The organism is Xenorhabdus ishibashii (genome assembly GCF_002632755.1).
Classification (GTDB): Bacteria; Pseudomonadota; Gammaproteobacteria; order Enterobacterales; family Enterobacteriaceae; genus Xenorhabdus; species Xenorhabdus ishibashii.
Genome location: NZ_NJAK01000001.1, coordinates 1,521,649 through 1,537,703, shown reverse-complemented (window position 1 = coordinate 1,537,703; position 16,055 = coordinate 1,521,649). Strand labels below are relative to the sequence as shown.

The window sequence follows — 16,055 nt, the reverse complement described above, 5'->3', positions numbered from 1 at the left end:
ACAGATGGCTAAACAACCAGGATTAGATTTTCAAAGTGCCAAAGGCGGATTAGGCGAGTTAAAACGCAGACTTTTGTTTGTCATTGGCGCTCTAATTGTTTTCCGTATTGGCTCTTTTATTCCAATCCCTGGTATTGATGCCGCTGTGCTTGCCAAATTGCTCGAGCAGCAAAGAGGCACCATCATTGAAATGTTTAACATGTTCTCTGGTGGTGCTTTAAGCCGTGCTTCTATCTTTGCACTGGGTATAATGCCGTATATTTCTGCATCTATTATTATCCAGTTGCTAACTGTGGTTAATCCCCGTTTAGCAGAGATTAAGAAGGAAGGGGAAGCTGGTCGTCGTAAGATCAGTCAGTACACCCGTTATGGCACATTAGTGCTGGCAATATTCCAGTCAATCGGTATTGCTACAGGGTTGCCTAATATGCCTGGAATGCAAGGGTTAGTGATTAATCCTGGCTTTGCATTCTATTTCACGGCTGTTGTAAGTCTGGTCACGGGAACCATGTTCTTGATGTGGTTGGGTGAGCAGATTACTGAGCGAGGTATCGGTAACGGTATTTCAATCATAATCTTTGCTGGTATCGTTGCGGGTCTACCGCCTGCAATTGGTCACACCATCGAGCAAGCTCGGCAAGGCGACCTGCACTTCCTCCTGTTGCTGTTGGTTGCAGTATTAGTATTTGCCGTAACTTTCTTCGTTGTTTTCATTGAGCGTGGTCAACGTCGTATCGTTGTTAACTATGCAAAACGTCAGCAAGGTCGTAAAGTTTTCGCGGCACAAAGTACACATTTGCCGTTGAAAGTGAATATGGCTGGGGTTATCCCTGCAATTTTTGCTTCCAGTATTATTTTGTTCCCTGGTACCATAGCTTCTTGGTTTGGAGGGGGAACAGGCTGGAGTTGGTTGACAACTATTTCTATGTATTTGCAACCAGGTCAACCGCTTTATGTGTTATTATACGCATCTGCAATCATCTTCTTCTGTTTCTTCTACACGGCTTTGGTTTTTAATCCAAGAGAAACAGCAGATAACCTGAAGAAGTCCGGTGCATTCGTACCAGGAATTCGTCCGGGAGAGCAAACGGCTAAGTACATTGATAAAGTAATGACTCGTCTAACCTTAATTGGTGCGTTATATATTACTTTTATCTGCTTAATCCCGGAGTTCATGCGTGATGCAATGAAAGTTCCATTCTATTTTGGTGGTACTTCCCTACTAATTGTAGTCGTCGTCATTATGGACTTTATGGCTCAAGTGCAAACTCTGATGATGTCGAGTCAATATGAGTCTGCATTGAAGAAGGCAAACCTGAAAGGATATAACCGCTAATTGGTTTGCTTGAGAAGTTACGGAGAGTAAAAATGAAAGTTCGTGCTTCCGTCAAGAAATTATGCCGCAATTGCAAAATTGTTAGACGTAACGGTATCGTTCGTGTGATTTGCAATGCAGAGCCTAAGCACAAACAGCGCCAAGGCTAATTCATCGCATATTTTTCTTGCAAAGTTGGGTTGAGCTGGCTAAATTAGCCAGCCAATCTTTTTTATCTGACAGCAACATTGTTTGAGTATCCTGAAAACGGGCTTTTCAGAATGATGTTGCAGTGAATAAATATTGTAGGAGTGCATAGTGGCCCGTATAGCAGGCATTAACATTCCTGATCAGAAACATACTGTAATCGCATTAACTTCGATCTACGGTATCGGTAAAACCCGCTCACAAGCAATCTGTGCAGCAGCGGGCATTGCTGAAAATGTTAAGATCAGTGAGCTGTCTGAAGAGCAAATTGACAAGCTGCGTGACGAAGTTGCCAAATACGTTGTAGAAGGTGATCTGCGTCGTGAAGTAACCCTGAGTATCAAACGTCTGATGGATCTTGGTTGCTATCGTGGTTTGCGTCATCGTCGTGGTCTGCCAGTTCGCGGTCAGCGTACTAAGACCAATGCACGTACCCGTAAGGGTCCGCGTAAACCGATCAAGAAATAATCGGGGTATTGAATAATGGCAAAGGCACCTATTCGTGCACGTAAGCGTGTAAGAAAACAAGTCTCTGACGGTGTGGCTCATATCCATGCTTCTTTCAACAATACCATCGTTACTATAACTGATCGTCAGGGTAACGCATTGGGTTGGGCAACTGCTGGTGGTTCCGGTTTCCGAGGTTCTCGTAAATCTACTCCGTTTGCAGCTCAGGTTGCAGCAGAGCGCTGCGCTGAAGCAGTAAAAGAATACGGAATTAAGAATCTGGAAGTTATGGTTAAAGGACCTGGTCCTGGCCGTGAGTCAACTATCCGTGCATTAAATGCGGCTGGTTTCCGCATCACTAATATTACTGATGTGACTCCGATCCCTCATAACGGTTGTCGTCCACCGAAGAAACGTCGCGTTTAATACGTCTTCGTTTTTTAGGATTGTTGGAGAAAAAAAATGGCAAGATATTTGGGTCCTAAGCTCAAGCTGAGCCGTCGCGAGGGTACAGACCTTTTTCTGAAGTCTGGCGTTCGCGCGATTGACACCAAGTGTAAATTAGAACAGGCACCAGGCCAGCACGGCGCACGTAAACCGCGTTTGTCTGACTATGGTGTACAGTTACGTGAAAAACAAAAAGTTCGTCGTATTTACGGTGTTCTGGAACGTCAATTCCGTAACTACTATAAAGAAGCTACTCGTCTGAAAGGCAACACAGGTGAAAACCTGCTGAACTTGCTGGAAAGTCGCTTGGATAACGTCGTTTATCGTATGGGTTTTGGCGCGACTCGTGCTGAAGCACGCCAGATGGTAAGCCACAAGGCTATCACGGTAAATGGTCGCGTTGTTAACATCGCTTCTTATCAGGTATCCCCGAATGACGTAGTCAGCGTTCGTGAAAAAGCGAAGAAGCAGGCTCGCATTAAAGCAGCTTTAGAGCTGGCTGAGCAGCGTGAGAAACCAACTTGGTTGGAAGTTGATGCTGCGAAGATGGAAGGTGTGTTCAAGCGTATTCCTGAACGTACTGATCTATCCGCTGACATTAACGAACACCTGATCGTCGAGCTTTACTCTAAGTAAAGCTTAGCACCAAAGAGAGGACACAATGCAGGGTTCTGTGACAGAGTTTCTAAAACCGCGCCTGGTAGATATCGAGCAAGTCAGTTCGACGCACGCCAAGGTGACCCTTGAGCCATTAGAGCGTGGCTTTGGCCATACTCTTGGCAACGCACTGCGCCGTATTCTGCTTTCGTCTATGCCGGGTTGTGCGGTGACTGAGGTTGAGATTGATGGTGTACTGCATGAGTACAGCACCAAAGAAGGTGTACAGGAAGATATCCTGGAGATTCTCCTCAATCTGAAAGGGCTGGCGGTGAAAGTTCAGGGTAAAGATGAAGTTATCCTTACTTTGAATAAATCTGGCATTGGCCCTGTGACTGCAGCCGATATCATCCATGATGGTGATGTCGAAATCGTCAAGCCGCAGCACGTAATCTGCCATCTGACTGACGAAAGCGCTTCCATTAGTATGCGTATTAAAGTTCAGCGCGGTCGTGGATATGTGCCGGCTTCTGCCCGAATTCATTCGGAAGAAGATGAGCGCCCTATCGGTCGTTTGTTAGTAGATGCTTGCTATAGCCCAGTAGAGCGTATCGCCTACAATGTTGAAGCAGCTCGTGTAGAACAGCGTACTGACCTGGATAAGCTGGTTATCGAGATGGAAACTAACGGTACAATCGATCCTGAAGAAGCGATTCGCCGTGCAGCTACCATTCTGGCTGAACAACTAGAAGCTTTCGTTGACTTACGTGATGTACGTCAACCAGAAGTAAAAGAAGAGAAGCCAGAGTTTGATCCGATCCTGCTGCGCCCTGTTGACGATCTGGAATTGACTGTCCGCTCTGCTAACTGCCTTAAAGCAGAAGCTATCCACTACATCGGTGATCTGGTACAGCGTACTGAAGTTGAGTTACTTAAAACACCTAACTTGGGTAAAAAATCTCTTACTGAGATTAAAGACGTACTGGCTTCACGTGGACTTTCTCTGGGCATGCGTCTGGAAAACTGGCCACCAGCAAGTATTGCTGATGAATAACTAGATCACAGGTTAAGGTTTTACTGAGAAGGATAAGGTCATGCGCCATCGTAAGAGTGGTCGTCAATTGAACCGCAACAGCAGCCATCGCCAAGCTATGTTCCGTAACATGGCAGGTTCTTTAGTTCGTCATGAAATTATCAAGACGACTCTGCCTAAAGCGAAAGAACTGCGTCGCGTCGTTGAGCCGCTGATTACTCTTGCCAAGACCGACAGCGTAGCTAATCGTCGTCTGGCATTCGCCCGTACTCGTGATAATGAGATCGTGGCAAAACTGTTTAATGAACTGGGCCCGCGTTTTGCAAGCCGTGCAGGTGGTTACACTCGTATTCTGAAGTGTGGCTTCCGTGCTGGTGACAATGCACCGATGGCATACATCGAGCTTGTTGATCGTGCAGCAGAGTCTCAGACAGAAGCAGCATCTGCAGAGTAATCTGTAGGAGCGTAAAAAACCGGGATAATACCCGGTTTTTTATTGCCATTTAATTTTGATCCTTTAACTCTCCGTTTTATATTCATTATCTAATCTACAAATTTTTCCTATGCAGATGATTTCTTGGCCTACTTTGGTAGTATTGTGATTATTTGCTACTTGATAGGGGAATCTTATGTATCGCATCGGTCAGTTGGCTAAATTAGCAGATGTAACACCTGATACTATCCGCTTTTATGAAAAGCAAGGATTGATGTTCCATGGAGAGAGAACGGAAAGTGGTTATAGACTCTATACTGAACAGGATCTACAGCGATTACGTTTTATTCGCTATGCAAAACAATTAGGTTTTACACTGGAAGCAATTGTAGAACTATTATCTATTCGGGTTGATCCTGAGCATCATACATGCAAGGAATCAAAACATATTGTTGATTCTAGATTGCGAGAGGTTGAAGAAAAATTATTAGAAATGCAAAAAATGCGTGATTCTTTGAAAATGTTGAGTGACGCTTGTTGTGGTAGTATGCACGTTAGTACATATTGTTCTATATTGGAAATTTTGGAAGAAGGTGCGACAAACAGATAATTTTTCTTTATTGTTCCGAGAGCTAAGAGTACAATTGCGCTGTTTTTAATCACAAAATGATTTTATTATTTTAGAGGTTATTATGACAACATACAGCCATAAAAAAGGTGTTATCAAAGATAATGCTATAGAGGCCTTATTACATGACCCTTTGTTTAGACAGAGAGTAGAGAAAAATAAAAAAGGTAAAGGAAGTTATAATCGTAAAGAAAAGCATGGTAAAAAAGGTGGTTGGGAGGCCAATGATAATAATTTTTTTAAGTTGTTATCATTGGCCTTCTAACTTTTTAAATAGATTTTATTAATCTGTCCGAACTGGTGTTTTTACAGGAAGAAGGGACTTGGCTGGAAAAGCTTTTCTACTTCAGGAACAAATTTTTTGTCAGTAATAAACATGATTACATGATCACCTTGTTGAATAATACTGTAGTCATTAGCAATGATAACTTCTTCATTGCGAACAATGGCACCGATTGTTGTTCCTGGTGGTAGTTTGATATCACCTATCTTACGTCCAACAACTTTTGAAGTATGTTCATCGCCATGAGCGATAGCTTCGATAGCTTCAGCAACTCCTCTTCTTAATGAGAACACACTGACAATGTCTGCTTTACGGACATGGCCAAGTAGAGCCGATACTGTTGCTTGTTGAGGTGAAATTGCAATATCAATAACCCCGCCTTGTACTAAATCAACATATGCACTGCGTTGGATAAGAACCATTGCTTTTTTGGCTCCCATTCGTTTTGCAAGCATGGCTGACATAATGTTAGCTTCATCATCATTCGTTAGCGCTATAAAGACGTCAACTTGTTCAATGTGTTCTTCAGCTAGCAATTCTTGGTCTGAAGCATCACCATAAAAAACGATGGTATCGTGCAATAGTTCAGCTAATTCAATGGCTCTTTTTTGGTTATGCTCAATTAGCTTAACGCTGTAATCTTTTTCAAGTCGTAAGGCTAAGCCTGCACCAACATTACCACCACCAACAATCATGATACGTTTATACGGTTTTTCAAGGCGTTGTAATTCGCTCATTACGGCTCTGATATGTTGTGATGCTGCAACGAAGAAAACTTCATCTCCAGCTTCAATAATTGTTGAACCTTGTGGCCTGATAGGGCGATCTTGACGAAATATTGCAGCAACTTTGCTATCAATATGTGGCATATGTTCTCGGAGTGAGGATAAGGCATTACCTACCAGTGAACCACCATAATAGGCTTTAACTGCGACAATACTGACACGCCCTTCAGCAAAATTAACAACTTGTAATGCTCCTGGGTATTGAATCAATTTATAGATGTAATCAATAACCAATTGTTCAGGAGATATTAGATAATCAATAGGAATATCATCAGGTTGAAATAATTTTTCTGATTCCCGAATATATTCTGATGAGCGTATCCTAGCGACTTTATTAGGTGTATTAAATAAGGAATAGGCAATTTGACATGCAACCATATTGGTTTCATCTGAATTTGTGACAGCTATTAACATATCAGCATCTTCAGCGCCTGCTTCCTTCAATACCTTGGGATGGGAGCCATGGCCATTGACAACTCGGAGATCGAATTTATCCTGTAACTGGCGTAGGCGATCTGTATCGGTATCAACAACAGTAATATCATTATTTTCATCAACCAAATTCTCGGCTAATGTTCCACCGACTTGACCAGCACCCAGAATGATTATCTTCATCGCATTTTCTTCTCAATTGGAAGCCGTTTTCTATTCTTTATATTTTAGCAAAACTATAAAATTCTCCCGTTCAGGTGGAACGAGAGAACGTCATTATTGCTTAGTTAGTCGGGCATAAAAGAAGCCGTCACCGCCTATAGCTTCTGGAATAATTTGTGTTCCAGGAGAATCCGAATTGTCAGTTTTTGATAATACTGCATCGGGATGACGAGTTAAAAATGCCTTTATTTGCTCACTATTTTCCTGAGGTAAAATTGAGCAAGTAGCATAAACCAATGTGCCATTTCGCTTTAAATATGGCCAAATAGCATCAAGGATTTCAGATTGTAATGTAACTAATTGCTCTATATCTTCATTCCGACGTAGCCATTTTATGTCAGGGTGACGGCGAATAACCCCTGTAGCAGAACACGGTGCGTCAAGAAGAATACGATCAAATTGTTTATCAGTAGCCCACTCGTGCGGAAGGCGTCCATCACCTGTTTTGATGACAGCATGCAACTTAAGTCGTTGTAAATTTTCTTTTACTCGCTTAATGCGTTGTTCATCAATATCGATAGCGAGAACCTTAGATTTTGGTGCTATTTCGAGTATATGAGTAGTTTTTCCGCCAGGTGCAGCGCAAAGATCCAGTATAGATTCACCGTCACATGGGCTTAAGAGTTCAGCACATCCCTGCGCGGAGCGATCCTGAATAGTTACCCAGCCTTGGCTAAATCCGGGTAGGGCACTGACAGGGTAGGGGACCATAAGACGAATGGCACTAGGATGGTTGATATCTAATTCTGCTTCTATATTAGCTTCTTCTAATAGTGCAAGATATTCTTTTGTCGTATGGTGGAGTTGGTTGACTCGCAACCACATAGGCGGTTTTTGGTTGTTGGCATCCACTATCGCTTGCCAATTTTGTGGGTATGCTTTTTGAATGTGTTCTAACAGCCATTTGGGATGTAGGTGTTGATTATTTGTCTGTTCGATTAATTCTTGTTGTTGGCGCTGAAACTGGCGAAGAACACCATTAATCACTCCTTTTAACTGTGGTCGTTTTAAATTAGTTGCACCATTAACGGTTTCGGCAAGCGCAGCGTGTGCAGGTATACGTGTATATATAAGCTGATATATACCAACCATGATTAGGTAGTGGAAAATCCGTTGTTTTCCTTTCAATGGCTTTGCCATGAGCTGACTGATAAACCACTCAAGCTGAGGTAATACTCGCATCACACCAAAACAGATCTCTTGCAGCAACGCTTTGTCTTTATCAGAAACTTGTTGTTGGAGTTCAGGTATAACGGTGCTGAGGGATTGCCCTTGCTCAAGCACTTGAGTAATTGCTTTTGCAGCGATGCTTCTCAGGTTATATGTATTTTTCATGGTATGGTCAAAAAGCTGACTTTCGTCAGCATTGTAAATAGGAAAAGCCTGGATGCTAAAACATTCAGGCAAAGTCAGGTTAGTATCAGTTGATTTTGCTACCAGGTGTAAACCACTCACGTTTTGAGTTTAAGAGTTCGGTAGCCGACATTGCTTTCTTACCCGGTGGTTGCAACTGAGTAATATTTAATATCTCATCTGCAGTTGCAATTTGAATACCTTTTTTATCCGCACTGATAATTGTTCCAGGAGCTTGGGTGGTTTGCCTTGCAATGACTTCTGATTGCCAGATCTTAATTGGTTGATCATCAATTAAGAAGAAGCTCATAGGCCAAGGGTTGAAAGCACGAATACAACGCTCAATTTGAATTGCAGGTAAATTCCAATCTACTTTTGCTTCTTCTTTGCTCAGTTTTTCGGCGTAGGTTGCAAGTGTGCTATCCTGAATTTCAGGTTGACATGCTCCTGATGTAATTAAATCTAAGGTGTTGAGTAAGGCTTCTGGCCCAATATTGGCAAGTTTTTCGTACAAGCTGGCACTGGTATCTTCATTTGTAATTGGGCAAATGGCTTTCAATAGCATATCACCAGTATCGAGTCCTGCATCCATTTGCATGATAGTGACGCCAGTTTCTTGGTCGCCAGCCCAAATGGAGCGTTGAATGGGTGCAGCACCACGCCAGCGAGGTAGCAAAGAGCCGTGGACATTCAGGCATCCCAAGCGTGGTATATCTAAAACGGCTTGAGGAAGAATTAAGCCATAGGCAACAACGATCATAATATCAGCTTGTTGCCCCATGACCCATTGCTGGCTTTCCTCTATGCGTAAGGTTTTTGGCTGGAAAACAGGAAGATCATGTTTTTCAGCCAATACCTTTACAGGATTTGGTGTCAGTTTCTTACCTCTTCCTGCCGGCTTGTCTGGTGGAGTAAGCACTCCAACAACCTGGTGTTGAGAGTTTAATAAAGCAGCCAAATGGCGAGCCGCGAAATCAGGCGTTCCGGCAAAAATAATACGTAAAGAATCAGACACTGTTATTTCCTGCGATAATAAGAATTATTTGTTTTTAGCTCTCAGTCGGTCAATTTTTTCAACTTTCTGACGGATGCGTTGGCGTTTCAATGGTGATAAATAATCAACAAAGAGTTTACCGACTAAATGATCCATTTCATGTTGAATACAGATTGCCAGTAATCCATCGGCTTCTAACTCAAATGGTTGACCGTTATAGTCTAAGGCCTTAATTTTTACTTGCTCAGAGCGAGGCACAAATCCACGCTGTTCAGGAACAGATAAACAACCTTCTTCTATTCCTGTTTCACCGGTTTTATTAATCAATTCTGGGTTAATCAGAACAAGACGTTGATCACGATCCTCAGAGACGTCAATGACAATAATTCTCTGATGTATATCGACTTGTGTTGCCGCTAAACCAATACCTTCCTCTGCATACATCGTTTCAAACATATCATCAACGATACGCTGGATTTCTGCATCGACTTTTTCTACTGGCTTGGCAACTGTGCGAAGTCGCTCGTTTGGATAATGTAATATTTGTAAAACTGACATATATGTTTAGAACTGCATCCAAAAAGTGAGTGATAATTGATGCCTATTCTAGACATTTCCCATTTAGATTGACAGTATTGAACATAAATTAATCATGAGAAGGTTGCTCTCAACCTCAGGTCAGGATGACGATATGGAAGCGATGGAAATGTGGTTAAGAATGAAAATGGTCTCTCATCTTTCAGCAGCGAAGGCCATGCATATTATGGATCGCCTGTTACAAACGAAAAATTGCAGTATATCTTCCCTTAAAGCATGTGGCCTGTCATCTGCGCAATGCTTGCAATTTATGAAAGCTAACTCTTCCGTGCTGATTTCGACTCTCAATTGGTTAGAGCAACCAGATCATCATTTATTGACCTTCTCTCATCCCGCATATCCGCCTTTATTAAAGCAAATACACTCTCCACCTCTTGTTCTTTTTGTTGTAGGTGATGTATCTATCTTATCTCAAAAACAAATTTCAATGGTTGGTAGTAGGGCTGCGACTTTTTATGGAGAAAAATGGGGAAAGATATTTGCCAGCGACTTGGCAAAAAATAATCTGGTAATAACTAGTGGGTTGGCGATTGGTATTGATGGTATCTGTCATCAGGCAGCATTGGATGTGGGAGGGAAAACAGTAGCAGTGCTTGGTAGTGGCCTTAAAAATATCTACCCCAGCAGACATAAGTCTTTGGCCATGCATATCAAAGAAAATGGTGCATTAGTTTCCGAATTTTTTCCTGATGCGCCACCTAAAGCCAAACATTTCCCAAGGAGAAATCGAATTATTAGTGGGTTATGTTTGGCTCTTCTGATTGTGGAAGCTCATAAAAATAGCGGATCACTGATTACTGCTCGTTGTGCTCTTGAACAAGGACGAGACATTTTTACCTTACCTGGCCCATTGGGGACTTCCGCAAATGAAGGCAATCATTGGTTAATTAAGCAAGGGGCTTATTTGGCAACAAATGTAATGGATATTATGGAGCATATTAGCTCTTCTTTTCAATGGATTAACATCGACGAAAAAGATCAGGAGGAAGAAAATAAACAATTTGGACAAACAGAGTTGCCATTTATGGATGTGCTGGTTAACGTAAGTAGTGAAGTTACACCTATTGATGTGATTGCTCAGCGCTCTTCCCTGCCTGTTACAAAAGTCATGACTAAATTATTGGAATTGGAGCTTATGGGAAAAGTTGCTGTTGTTGCTGGTGGGTATGTCCGAATTAATTAAGCGATTTAATTTGTGTTTTTTCAAATGTTATAGTGGCTGCCAATATTCAGCGAGTAAGATATGTCTAAGAAAGTACCGTTTACTATAAAAAAAATAGAGCGTTGCCCTGAGTGTGATGCTGAGTTAGTGATCCGCAATGGAGTCCATGGCCCATTTTATTCGTGTTCCAGTTATCCATCTTGCCATTATCTGCGTCCTTTGAAAGCACAAGTAGATGGACATATTGTTAAAGAGTTGGGTGGGCAAATCTGTCCGAAATGTGGGAATACTTTAGTCTTACGTCAAGGGCGTTACGGTATGTTCATTGGCTGTGGCCGTTATCCTGAATGTGAATATACAGAATTAATTGATAAACCAGATGATACGTCAATTAATTGTCCTCAGTGCCAGCAAGGAAAACTACTCCAGCGTAAGTCTCGTTTTGGTAAGACATTTTATTCCTGTAGTCGCTATCCAGAGTGTCAGTTTGCACTTAATAATAAGCCCACTTCAGGTGAATGTATGTTTTGTCACTATCCATTGTTAATAGAAAAGCGCACCTCCCAAGGCATAAGATTATTTTGTGCCAGTAAATTGTGTAGCAAGCAGCAATTTAACGAAATTGAGAAATGAAATGAGTCACGTAATCTCACCAGTATTTAATGAAGTTATCACGGCCTTAAAAGAAGAAAAAGTTATTGCTTATCCAACTGAAGCCGTTTTTGGATTAGGGTGTGATCCTGATAGTGAAAATGCAGTGCAAGAGCTGTTAGCGTTGAAAAATAGGTCTTGGGAGAAAGGGCTAATTCTTATTGCTGATAAGTATGAGAGACTATGTACTTACATTGATGATGAACAAATAAATGATACACAGAAAGAAACCATATTCTCATCTTGGCCGGGTCCTGTTACATGGGTAATTCCCGCGAAAGTAACTACACCAAAATGGTTGACTGGCAAATTTTCAACATTGGCTGTTCGAGTTACGGATCATCCTTTGGTTCGGCAGTTATGCGCTATATATGAAAAACCACTTGTTTCGACCAGTGCGAATCTAAGCGGATTAGCTCCGTGTCGTAGTGTAGAAGAAGTCCGCCAGCAATTTGGCAATCGTGTCCCAATATTAGGCGGAGAAGTTGGCGGGCGTGAGAATCCATCAGAAATCAGGGATGCATTAACTGGCAAATTATATCGGCAAGGATAAAGAATCATGGATAAATTCGCTGTTTTTGGTAATCCAATCTCACATAGTAAATCTCCCTATATTCATCGACTGTTTTCTGAACAAACAGGTATAGAACATCGGTATGGGAAAATACTTGCTCAGGGAGAAAACTTTGAACAAGTCTTAGCTCATTTTTTCGAGCAAGGGGGATTAGGAGCGAATATCACTGTTCCTTTCAAAGAGAGGGCTTATAAATGTTCAGATGAATTGACTGAGCGGGCGAGTATCTGTGGAGCAGTGAATACATTAAAACGGATAGAGGGAAACCGACTGCTTGGTGATAACACTGATGGAATGGGATTATTGGTAGATTTGCAACGACTCAAATTCCTCTCTCAAGGGCAGAAAATTCTGATCATAGGCGCTGGTGGAGCTGCGAAAGGTGTATTGTCTCCTTTGTTATCATTGGGCTGCTCAGTCACTATTACTAACCGAACATTCGAACGTGCTCAAATAATCGCAAATACATTTTCTTTACTAGGTGATATTCGGGCTATTGAAATGAGTGAGCTTGGCCTCATTACCCCAGACTTTGATATTATTATTAATGCAACAGCTTCTGGCCTTGATGGGCAAATTCCGGCTATTTCACCATTGATTTTTCAAAATAATAGTGTGTGTTACGACATGTATTACCAACATGGATTAACTCCTTTTCTTACGTTTGCTCATCAAAATGGTATTTCACGTTTGGCTGATGGTTTAGGTATGTTGGTAGGGCAGGCTGCGTATTCTTTTGAATTATGGCATGGAGTATTCCCCGAAATAGAATCTGTTTTAACGACCTTAAGACGGGAATTACATGCATGAACCAATCAATTCAATTTCCTGATCGTGAAGAGTGGGATGAGGTAGAAAATAAGGTGGTATTCCCAGCAATGGTGGATGGTTTTCTGGTGGAATGTATGATTAGCTCTGATGAAATAATAGAGCGTTATGGTAAGGATCATCACCCACTCGATTTGTTTCGCCAACATCGCTGGGATTTAGAAGATGAGTTTGAAACAGTCATTTTGAGTGGGCATTATGATCAATTTGGACACTACTCTTTGCTTTCGTATTGTGCTGATAAATAGTTATTTTTCCAGATAACGTAATTATTAGCGGAATAAAGTAGCCCTTCCAATTCTTCAGGTTTGAGTTTTCTTATTTGTCTGGCAGGGCTACCGACGTACAGGTAGCCACTTTCTAATTTTTTGCCTGGAGGGACTAGGCTACCAGCTCCAATGACAACATCATCTTCAATAGTTACTCCATCAAGTAAGATGGACCCCATGCCAACTAAGACTCGATTTCCAATTTTACACCCATGTAGCATTACTTTATGACCTACGGTGACATCTTCGCCAATTATTAGGGGGAGGCCATTCGGATTATCAGGTGATTTATGAGTCACATGCAGAACAGAACCATCTTGAATATTTGTACGTGAGCCAATTAAGACATAATTTACATCCCCCCTGATAACTACAAGGGGCCAGATGCTGACATCGTCTGCCAATCTGACATCCCCAATTACAACAGAAGAAGGGTCTAAAAGAACTTTTTGACCAACTTGAGGATAGAAATTTAGATATTGGCGTAAAACAGTGGACATAAAAAACCTCAATAGTAGAGCATGTAGTAATTATAGAAACAATTATATCTGAATGTCATTGAGGAAAAAAACACCATTCAATGAAAGGTGTTGCATTAATATTAGCCTTTTTGAATGATTTTTATATTAAGGTGGGTGAAAAATGCTCATTTGAAAATAAAATTCAAAAAAACTATTGCCAGCCCCAGAAAACTCCCTATAATGCGCCACCACTGACCGGCGATGTGCTGAAACAAGCCACGACGGCCGCAGAGAAAAGCGAAAATAATTGCTTGACTCTGGAGGCGAAAAGCGTAAGATACGCAGCCTCGCAACCCGGCAGAAAAGGCCGGTTGCCAACGCTCTTTAACAAATTAATCAGACAATCTGTGTGGGCACTCGCAAGACACTATCTCAGCCGAAAGGCAAAAAAAGATTAAAGTCTTGAAGAGTGACTGACAGTTAATTCATTACGAACTAACAGTAAGATTCTTTGAGCATCAAACTTTTAATTGAAGAGTTTGATCATGGCTCAGATTGAACGCTGGCGGCAGGCCTAACACATGCAAGTCGAGCGGCAGCGGGGGAAAGCTTGCTTTCCTGCCGGCGAGCGGCGGACGGGTGAGTAATGTCTGGGGATCTGCCCGATGGAGGGGGATAACCACTGGAAACGGTGGCTAATACCGCATAACCTCTTTGGAGCAAAGTGGGGGACCTTCGGGCCTCACGCCATCGGATGAACCCAGATGGGATTAGCTAGTAGGTGGGGTAAAGGCTCACCTAGGCGACGATCCCTAGCTGGTCTGAGAGGATGACCAGCCACACTGGGACTGAGACACGGCCCAGACTCCTACGGGAGGCAGCAGTGGGGAATATTGCACAATGGGCGCAAGCCTGATGCAGCCATGCCGCGTGTATGAAGAAGGCCTTCGGGTTGTAAAGTACTTTCAGCGGGGAGGAAGGCGCAAGGTTGAATACACTTTGCGATTGACGTTACCCGCAGAAGAAGCACCGGCTAACTCCGTGCCAGCAGCCGCGGTAATACGGAGGGTGCAAGCGTTAATCGGAATTACTGGGCGTAAAGCGCACGCAGGCGGTCAATTAAGTTAGATGTGAAATCCCCGGGCTTAACCTGGGAATGGCATCTAAGACTGGTTGGCTAGAGTCTCGTAGAGGGGGGTAGAATTCCACGTGTAGCGGTGAAATGCGTAGAGATGTGGAGGAATACCGGTGGCGAAGGCGGCCCCCTGGACGAAGACTGACGCTCAGGTGCGAAAGCGTGGGGAGCAAACAGGATTAGATACCCTGGTAGTCCACGCTGTAAACGATGTCGATTTGGAGGTTGTGGCCTTGAGCTGTGGCTTCCGGAGCTAACGCGTTAAATCGACCGCCTGGGGAGTACGGTCGCAAGATTAAAACTCAAATGAATTGACGGGGGCCCGCACAAGCGGTGGAGCATGTGGTTTAATTCGATGCAACGCGAAGAACCTTACCTACTCTTGACATCCACGGAATTCTGCAGAGATGCGGAAGTGCCTTCGGGAACCGTGAGACAGGTGCTGCATGGCTGTCGTCAGCTCGTGTTGTGAAATGTTGGGTTAAGTCCCGCAACGAGCGCAACCCTTATCCTTTGTTGCCAGCACGTTATGGTGGGAACTCAAGGGAGACTGCCGGTGATAAACCGGAGGAAGGTGGGGATGACGTCAAGTCATCATGGCCCTTACGAGTAGGGCTACACACGTGCTACAATGGCGGATACAAAGAGAAGCGACCTCGCGAGAGCAAGCGGACCTCATAAAGTCTGTCGTAGTCCGGATTGGAGTCTGCAACTCGACTCCATGAAGTCGGAATCGCTAGTAATCGTAGATCAGAATGCTACGGTGAATACGTTCCCGGGCCTTGTACACACCGCCCGTCACACCATGGGAGTGGGTTGCAAAAGAAGTCGGTAGCTTAACCTTTTGGAGGGCGCTGACCACTTTGTGATTCATGACTGGGGTGAAGTCGTAACAAGGTAACCGTAGGGGAACCTGCGGTTGGATCACCTCCTTAACCAACGATGGTGAAATGTGAGTGTTCACACAGATTGTCTGATGAAATGCAGTATGAGCAAGCGTCTGCGAAGAAGACTTGAAGTCCCCTTCGTCTAGAGGCCTAGGACACCGCCCTTTCACGGCGGTAACAGGGGTTCGAATCCCCTAGGGGACGCCACTTTGCTCCGGTATCGGGTGAAAGACGGTGCCTAAAATGATTGCTAAGCGGGCTGGTGAGCCGGTTTAGCAATCATTGCTCTTTAACAATCTGGAACAAGCTGAAAAT

Annotated in this window: 20 protein-coding genes, 1 tRNA gene and 1 rRNA gene; 17 read left to right on the top strand and 5 right to left on the bottom strand. The window is 43.1% G+C overall.

Annotated elements, in window-relative coordinates:
• Positions 1–4: 4 nt before the first annotated feature.
• The 9 genes from secY (at position 5) to Xish_RS07220 (ending at position 5,372) form a co-directional block, all read left to right on the top strand.
• Entirely contained in the window at positions 5–1,336 is a 1,332-nt protein-coding gene (gene secY, locus Xish_RS07260; protein WP_099117312.1) for a preprotein translocase subunit SecY, read from the top strand.
• Between the two features lie 32 nt (positions 1,337–1,368).
• A complete protein-coding gene (gene rpmJ / locus Xish_RS07255) occupies positions 1,369–1,485 on the top strand; it encodes a 50S ribosomal protein L36 (protein ID WP_074021491.1) in 117 nt (38 codons plus the stop codon).
• 148 nt (positions 1,486–1,633) lie between these two features.
• The gene (gene rpsM / locus Xish_RS07250) at positions 1,634–1,990 is read left to right on the top strand and encodes a 30S ribosomal protein S13 (protein WP_038240472.1); all 357 of its coding nucleotides are present in this window, start codon (positions 1,634–1,636) and stop codon (positions 1,988–1,990) included.
• 15 nt (positions 1,991–2,005) lie between these two features.
• Positions 2,006–2,395 carry a 30S ribosomal protein S11 gene (rpsK, locus tag Xish_RS07245; protein WP_002919257.1) on the top strand — a complete coding sequence of 130 codons (390 nt, stop codon included), beginning with the start codon at positions 2,006–2,008 and terminating at the stop codon, positions 2,393–2,395.
• Between the two features lie 36 nt (positions 2,396–2,431).
• Complete coding sequence (gene rpsD, locus Xish_RS07240) at positions 2,432–3,052, top strand: 30S ribosomal protein S4 (RefSeq protein ID WP_074021493.1); 621 nt, start codon at positions 2,432–2,434, stop codon at positions 3,050–3,052.
• A 25-nt stretch (positions 3,053–3,077) separates the two neighbouring features.
• Positions 3,078–4,067 carry a DNA-directed RNA polymerase subunit alpha gene (locus Xish_RS07235; protein ID WP_038269634.1) on the top strand — a complete coding sequence of 330 codons (990 nt, stop codon included), beginning with the start codon at positions 3,078–3,080 and terminating at the stop codon, positions 4,065–4,067.
• A gap of 40 nt (positions 4,068–4,107) precedes the next feature.
• A complete protein-coding gene (rplQ, locus tag Xish_RS07230) occupies positions 4,108–4,500 on the top strand; it encodes a 50S ribosomal protein L17 (protein WP_010847501.1) in 393 nt (130 codons plus the stop codon).
• A gap of 175 nt (positions 4,501–4,675) precedes the next feature.
• On the top strand, positions 4,676–5,089 hold the full coding sequence (gene zntR, locus Xish_RS07225) for a Zn(2+)-responsive transcriptional regulator (RefSeq protein WP_099117311.1): 414 nt from the start codon (positions 4,676–4,678) through the stop codon (positions 5,087–5,089).
• Between the two features lie 82 nt (positions 5,090–5,171).
• Positions 5,172–5,372: an alternative ribosome-rescue factor A gene (locus Xish_RS07220; protein ID WP_099117310.1), complete on the top strand. Its 201-nt coding sequence runs from the start codon at positions 5,172–5,174 to the stop codon at positions 5,370–5,372.
• A 41-nt stretch (positions 5,373–5,413) separates the two neighbouring features.
• On the opposite strand, the gene trkA is transcribed toward Xish_RS07220, so the two are convergent.
• The 4 genes from trkA to def form a co-directional block, all read right to left on the bottom strand.
• A complete protein-coding gene (trkA, locus tag Xish_RS07215; RefSeq protein ID WP_099117309.1) occupies positions 5,414–6,790 on the bottom strand; it encodes a Trk system potassium transporter TrkA in 1,377 nt (458 codons plus the stop codon).
• Between the two features lie 93 nt (positions 6,791–6,883).
• Positions 6,884–8,164, bottom strand: coding sequence for a 16S rRNA (cytosine(967)-C(5))-methyltransferase RsmB (gene rsmB, locus Xish_RS07210; protein ID WP_099118696.1), 1,281 nt, complete (start codon positions 8,162–8,164; stop codon positions 6,884–6,886).
• Between the two features lie 85 nt (positions 8,165–8,249).
• The gene (fmt, locus tag Xish_RS07205; RefSeq protein ID WP_099117308.1) at positions 8,250–9,197 is read right to left on the bottom strand and encodes a methionyl-tRNA formyltransferase; all 948 of its coding nucleotides are present in this window, start codon (positions 9,195–9,197) and stop codon (positions 8,250–8,252) included.
• 24 nt (positions 9,198–9,221) lie between these two features.
• Positions 9,222–9,734, bottom strand: a complete 513-nt coding sequence (gene def, locus Xish_RS07200) for a peptide deformylase (protein WP_099117307.1) — start codon at positions 9,732–9,734, stop codon at positions 9,222–9,224.
• 133 nt (positions 9,735–9,867) lie between these two features.
• Here def and dprA point away from each other — a divergent pair, with 133 nt between their 5' ends.
• Genes dprA through Xish_RS07175 form a run of 5 tightly spaced genes read left to right on the top strand, consistent with a single transcriptional unit; the run spans position 9,868 to position 13,236 of the window.
• On the top strand, positions 9,868–10,956 hold the full coding sequence (dprA, locus tag Xish_RS07195) for a DNA-protecting protein DprA (protein WP_099117306.1): 1,089 nt from the start codon (positions 9,868–9,870) through the stop codon (positions 10,954–10,956).
• 60 nt (positions 10,957–11,016) lie between these two features.
• A complete protein-coding gene (locus Xish_RS07190; RefSeq protein WP_099117305.1) occupies positions 11,017–11,568 on the top strand; it encodes a topoisomerase DNA-binding C4 zinc finger domain-containing protein in 552 nt (183 codons plus the stop codon).
• A gap of 1 nt (position 11,569) precedes the next feature.
• Positions 11,570–12,139, top strand: a complete 570-nt coding sequence (gene tsaC / locus Xish_RS07185; RefSeq protein WP_099117304.1) for an L-threonylcarbamoyladenylate synthase type 1 TsaC — start codon at positions 11,570–11,572, stop codon at positions 12,137–12,139.
• Positions 12,140–12,145: 6 nt separating this feature from the next.
• On the top strand, positions 12,146–12,970 hold the full coding sequence (aroE, locus tag Xish_RS07180; protein WP_099117303.1) for a shikimate dehydrogenase: 825 nt from the start codon (positions 12,146–12,148) through the stop codon (positions 12,968–12,970).
• Positions 12,967–13,236, top strand: coding sequence for a DUF1488 family protein (locus tag Xish_RS07175; protein ID WP_099117302.1), 270 nt, complete (start codon positions 12,967–12,969; stop codon positions 13,234–13,236). Before aroE ends, Xish_RS07175 begins: the two co-directional genes overlap by 4 nt.
• Here Xish_RS07175 and Xish_RS07170 read toward each other — a convergent pair.
• Positions 13,203–13,757: a gamma carbonic anhydrase family protein gene (locus tag Xish_RS07170; protein WP_099117301.1), complete on the bottom strand. Its 555-nt coding sequence runs from the start codon at positions 13,755–13,757 to the stop codon at positions 13,203–13,205. The two genes, Xish_RS07175 and Xish_RS07170, sit on opposite strands and share 34 nt — an antisense overlap.
• Positions 13,758–13,837: 80 nt before the next feature.
• Here Xish_RS07170 and Xish_RS07165 point away from each other — a divergent pair, with 80 nt between their 5' ends.
• The 3 genes from Xish_RS07165 (at position 13,838) to Xish_RS07155 (ending at position 15,947) form a co-directional block, all read left to right on the top strand.
• On the top strand, positions 13,838–14,176 hold the full coding sequence (locus tag Xish_RS07165) for a hypothetical protein (protein ID WP_099117300.1): 339 nt from the start codon (positions 13,838–13,840) through the stop codon (positions 14,174–14,176).
• Positions 14,177–14,245: 69 nt separating this feature from the next.
• Positions 14,246–15,788 (top strand): 16S ribosomal RNA (locus tag Xish_RS07160).
• A gap of 83 nt (positions 15,789–15,871) precedes the next feature.
• Positions 15,872–15,947, top strand: a tRNA-Glu gene (locus tag Xish_RS07155).
• Positions 15,948–16,055: the final 108 nt, after the last annotated feature.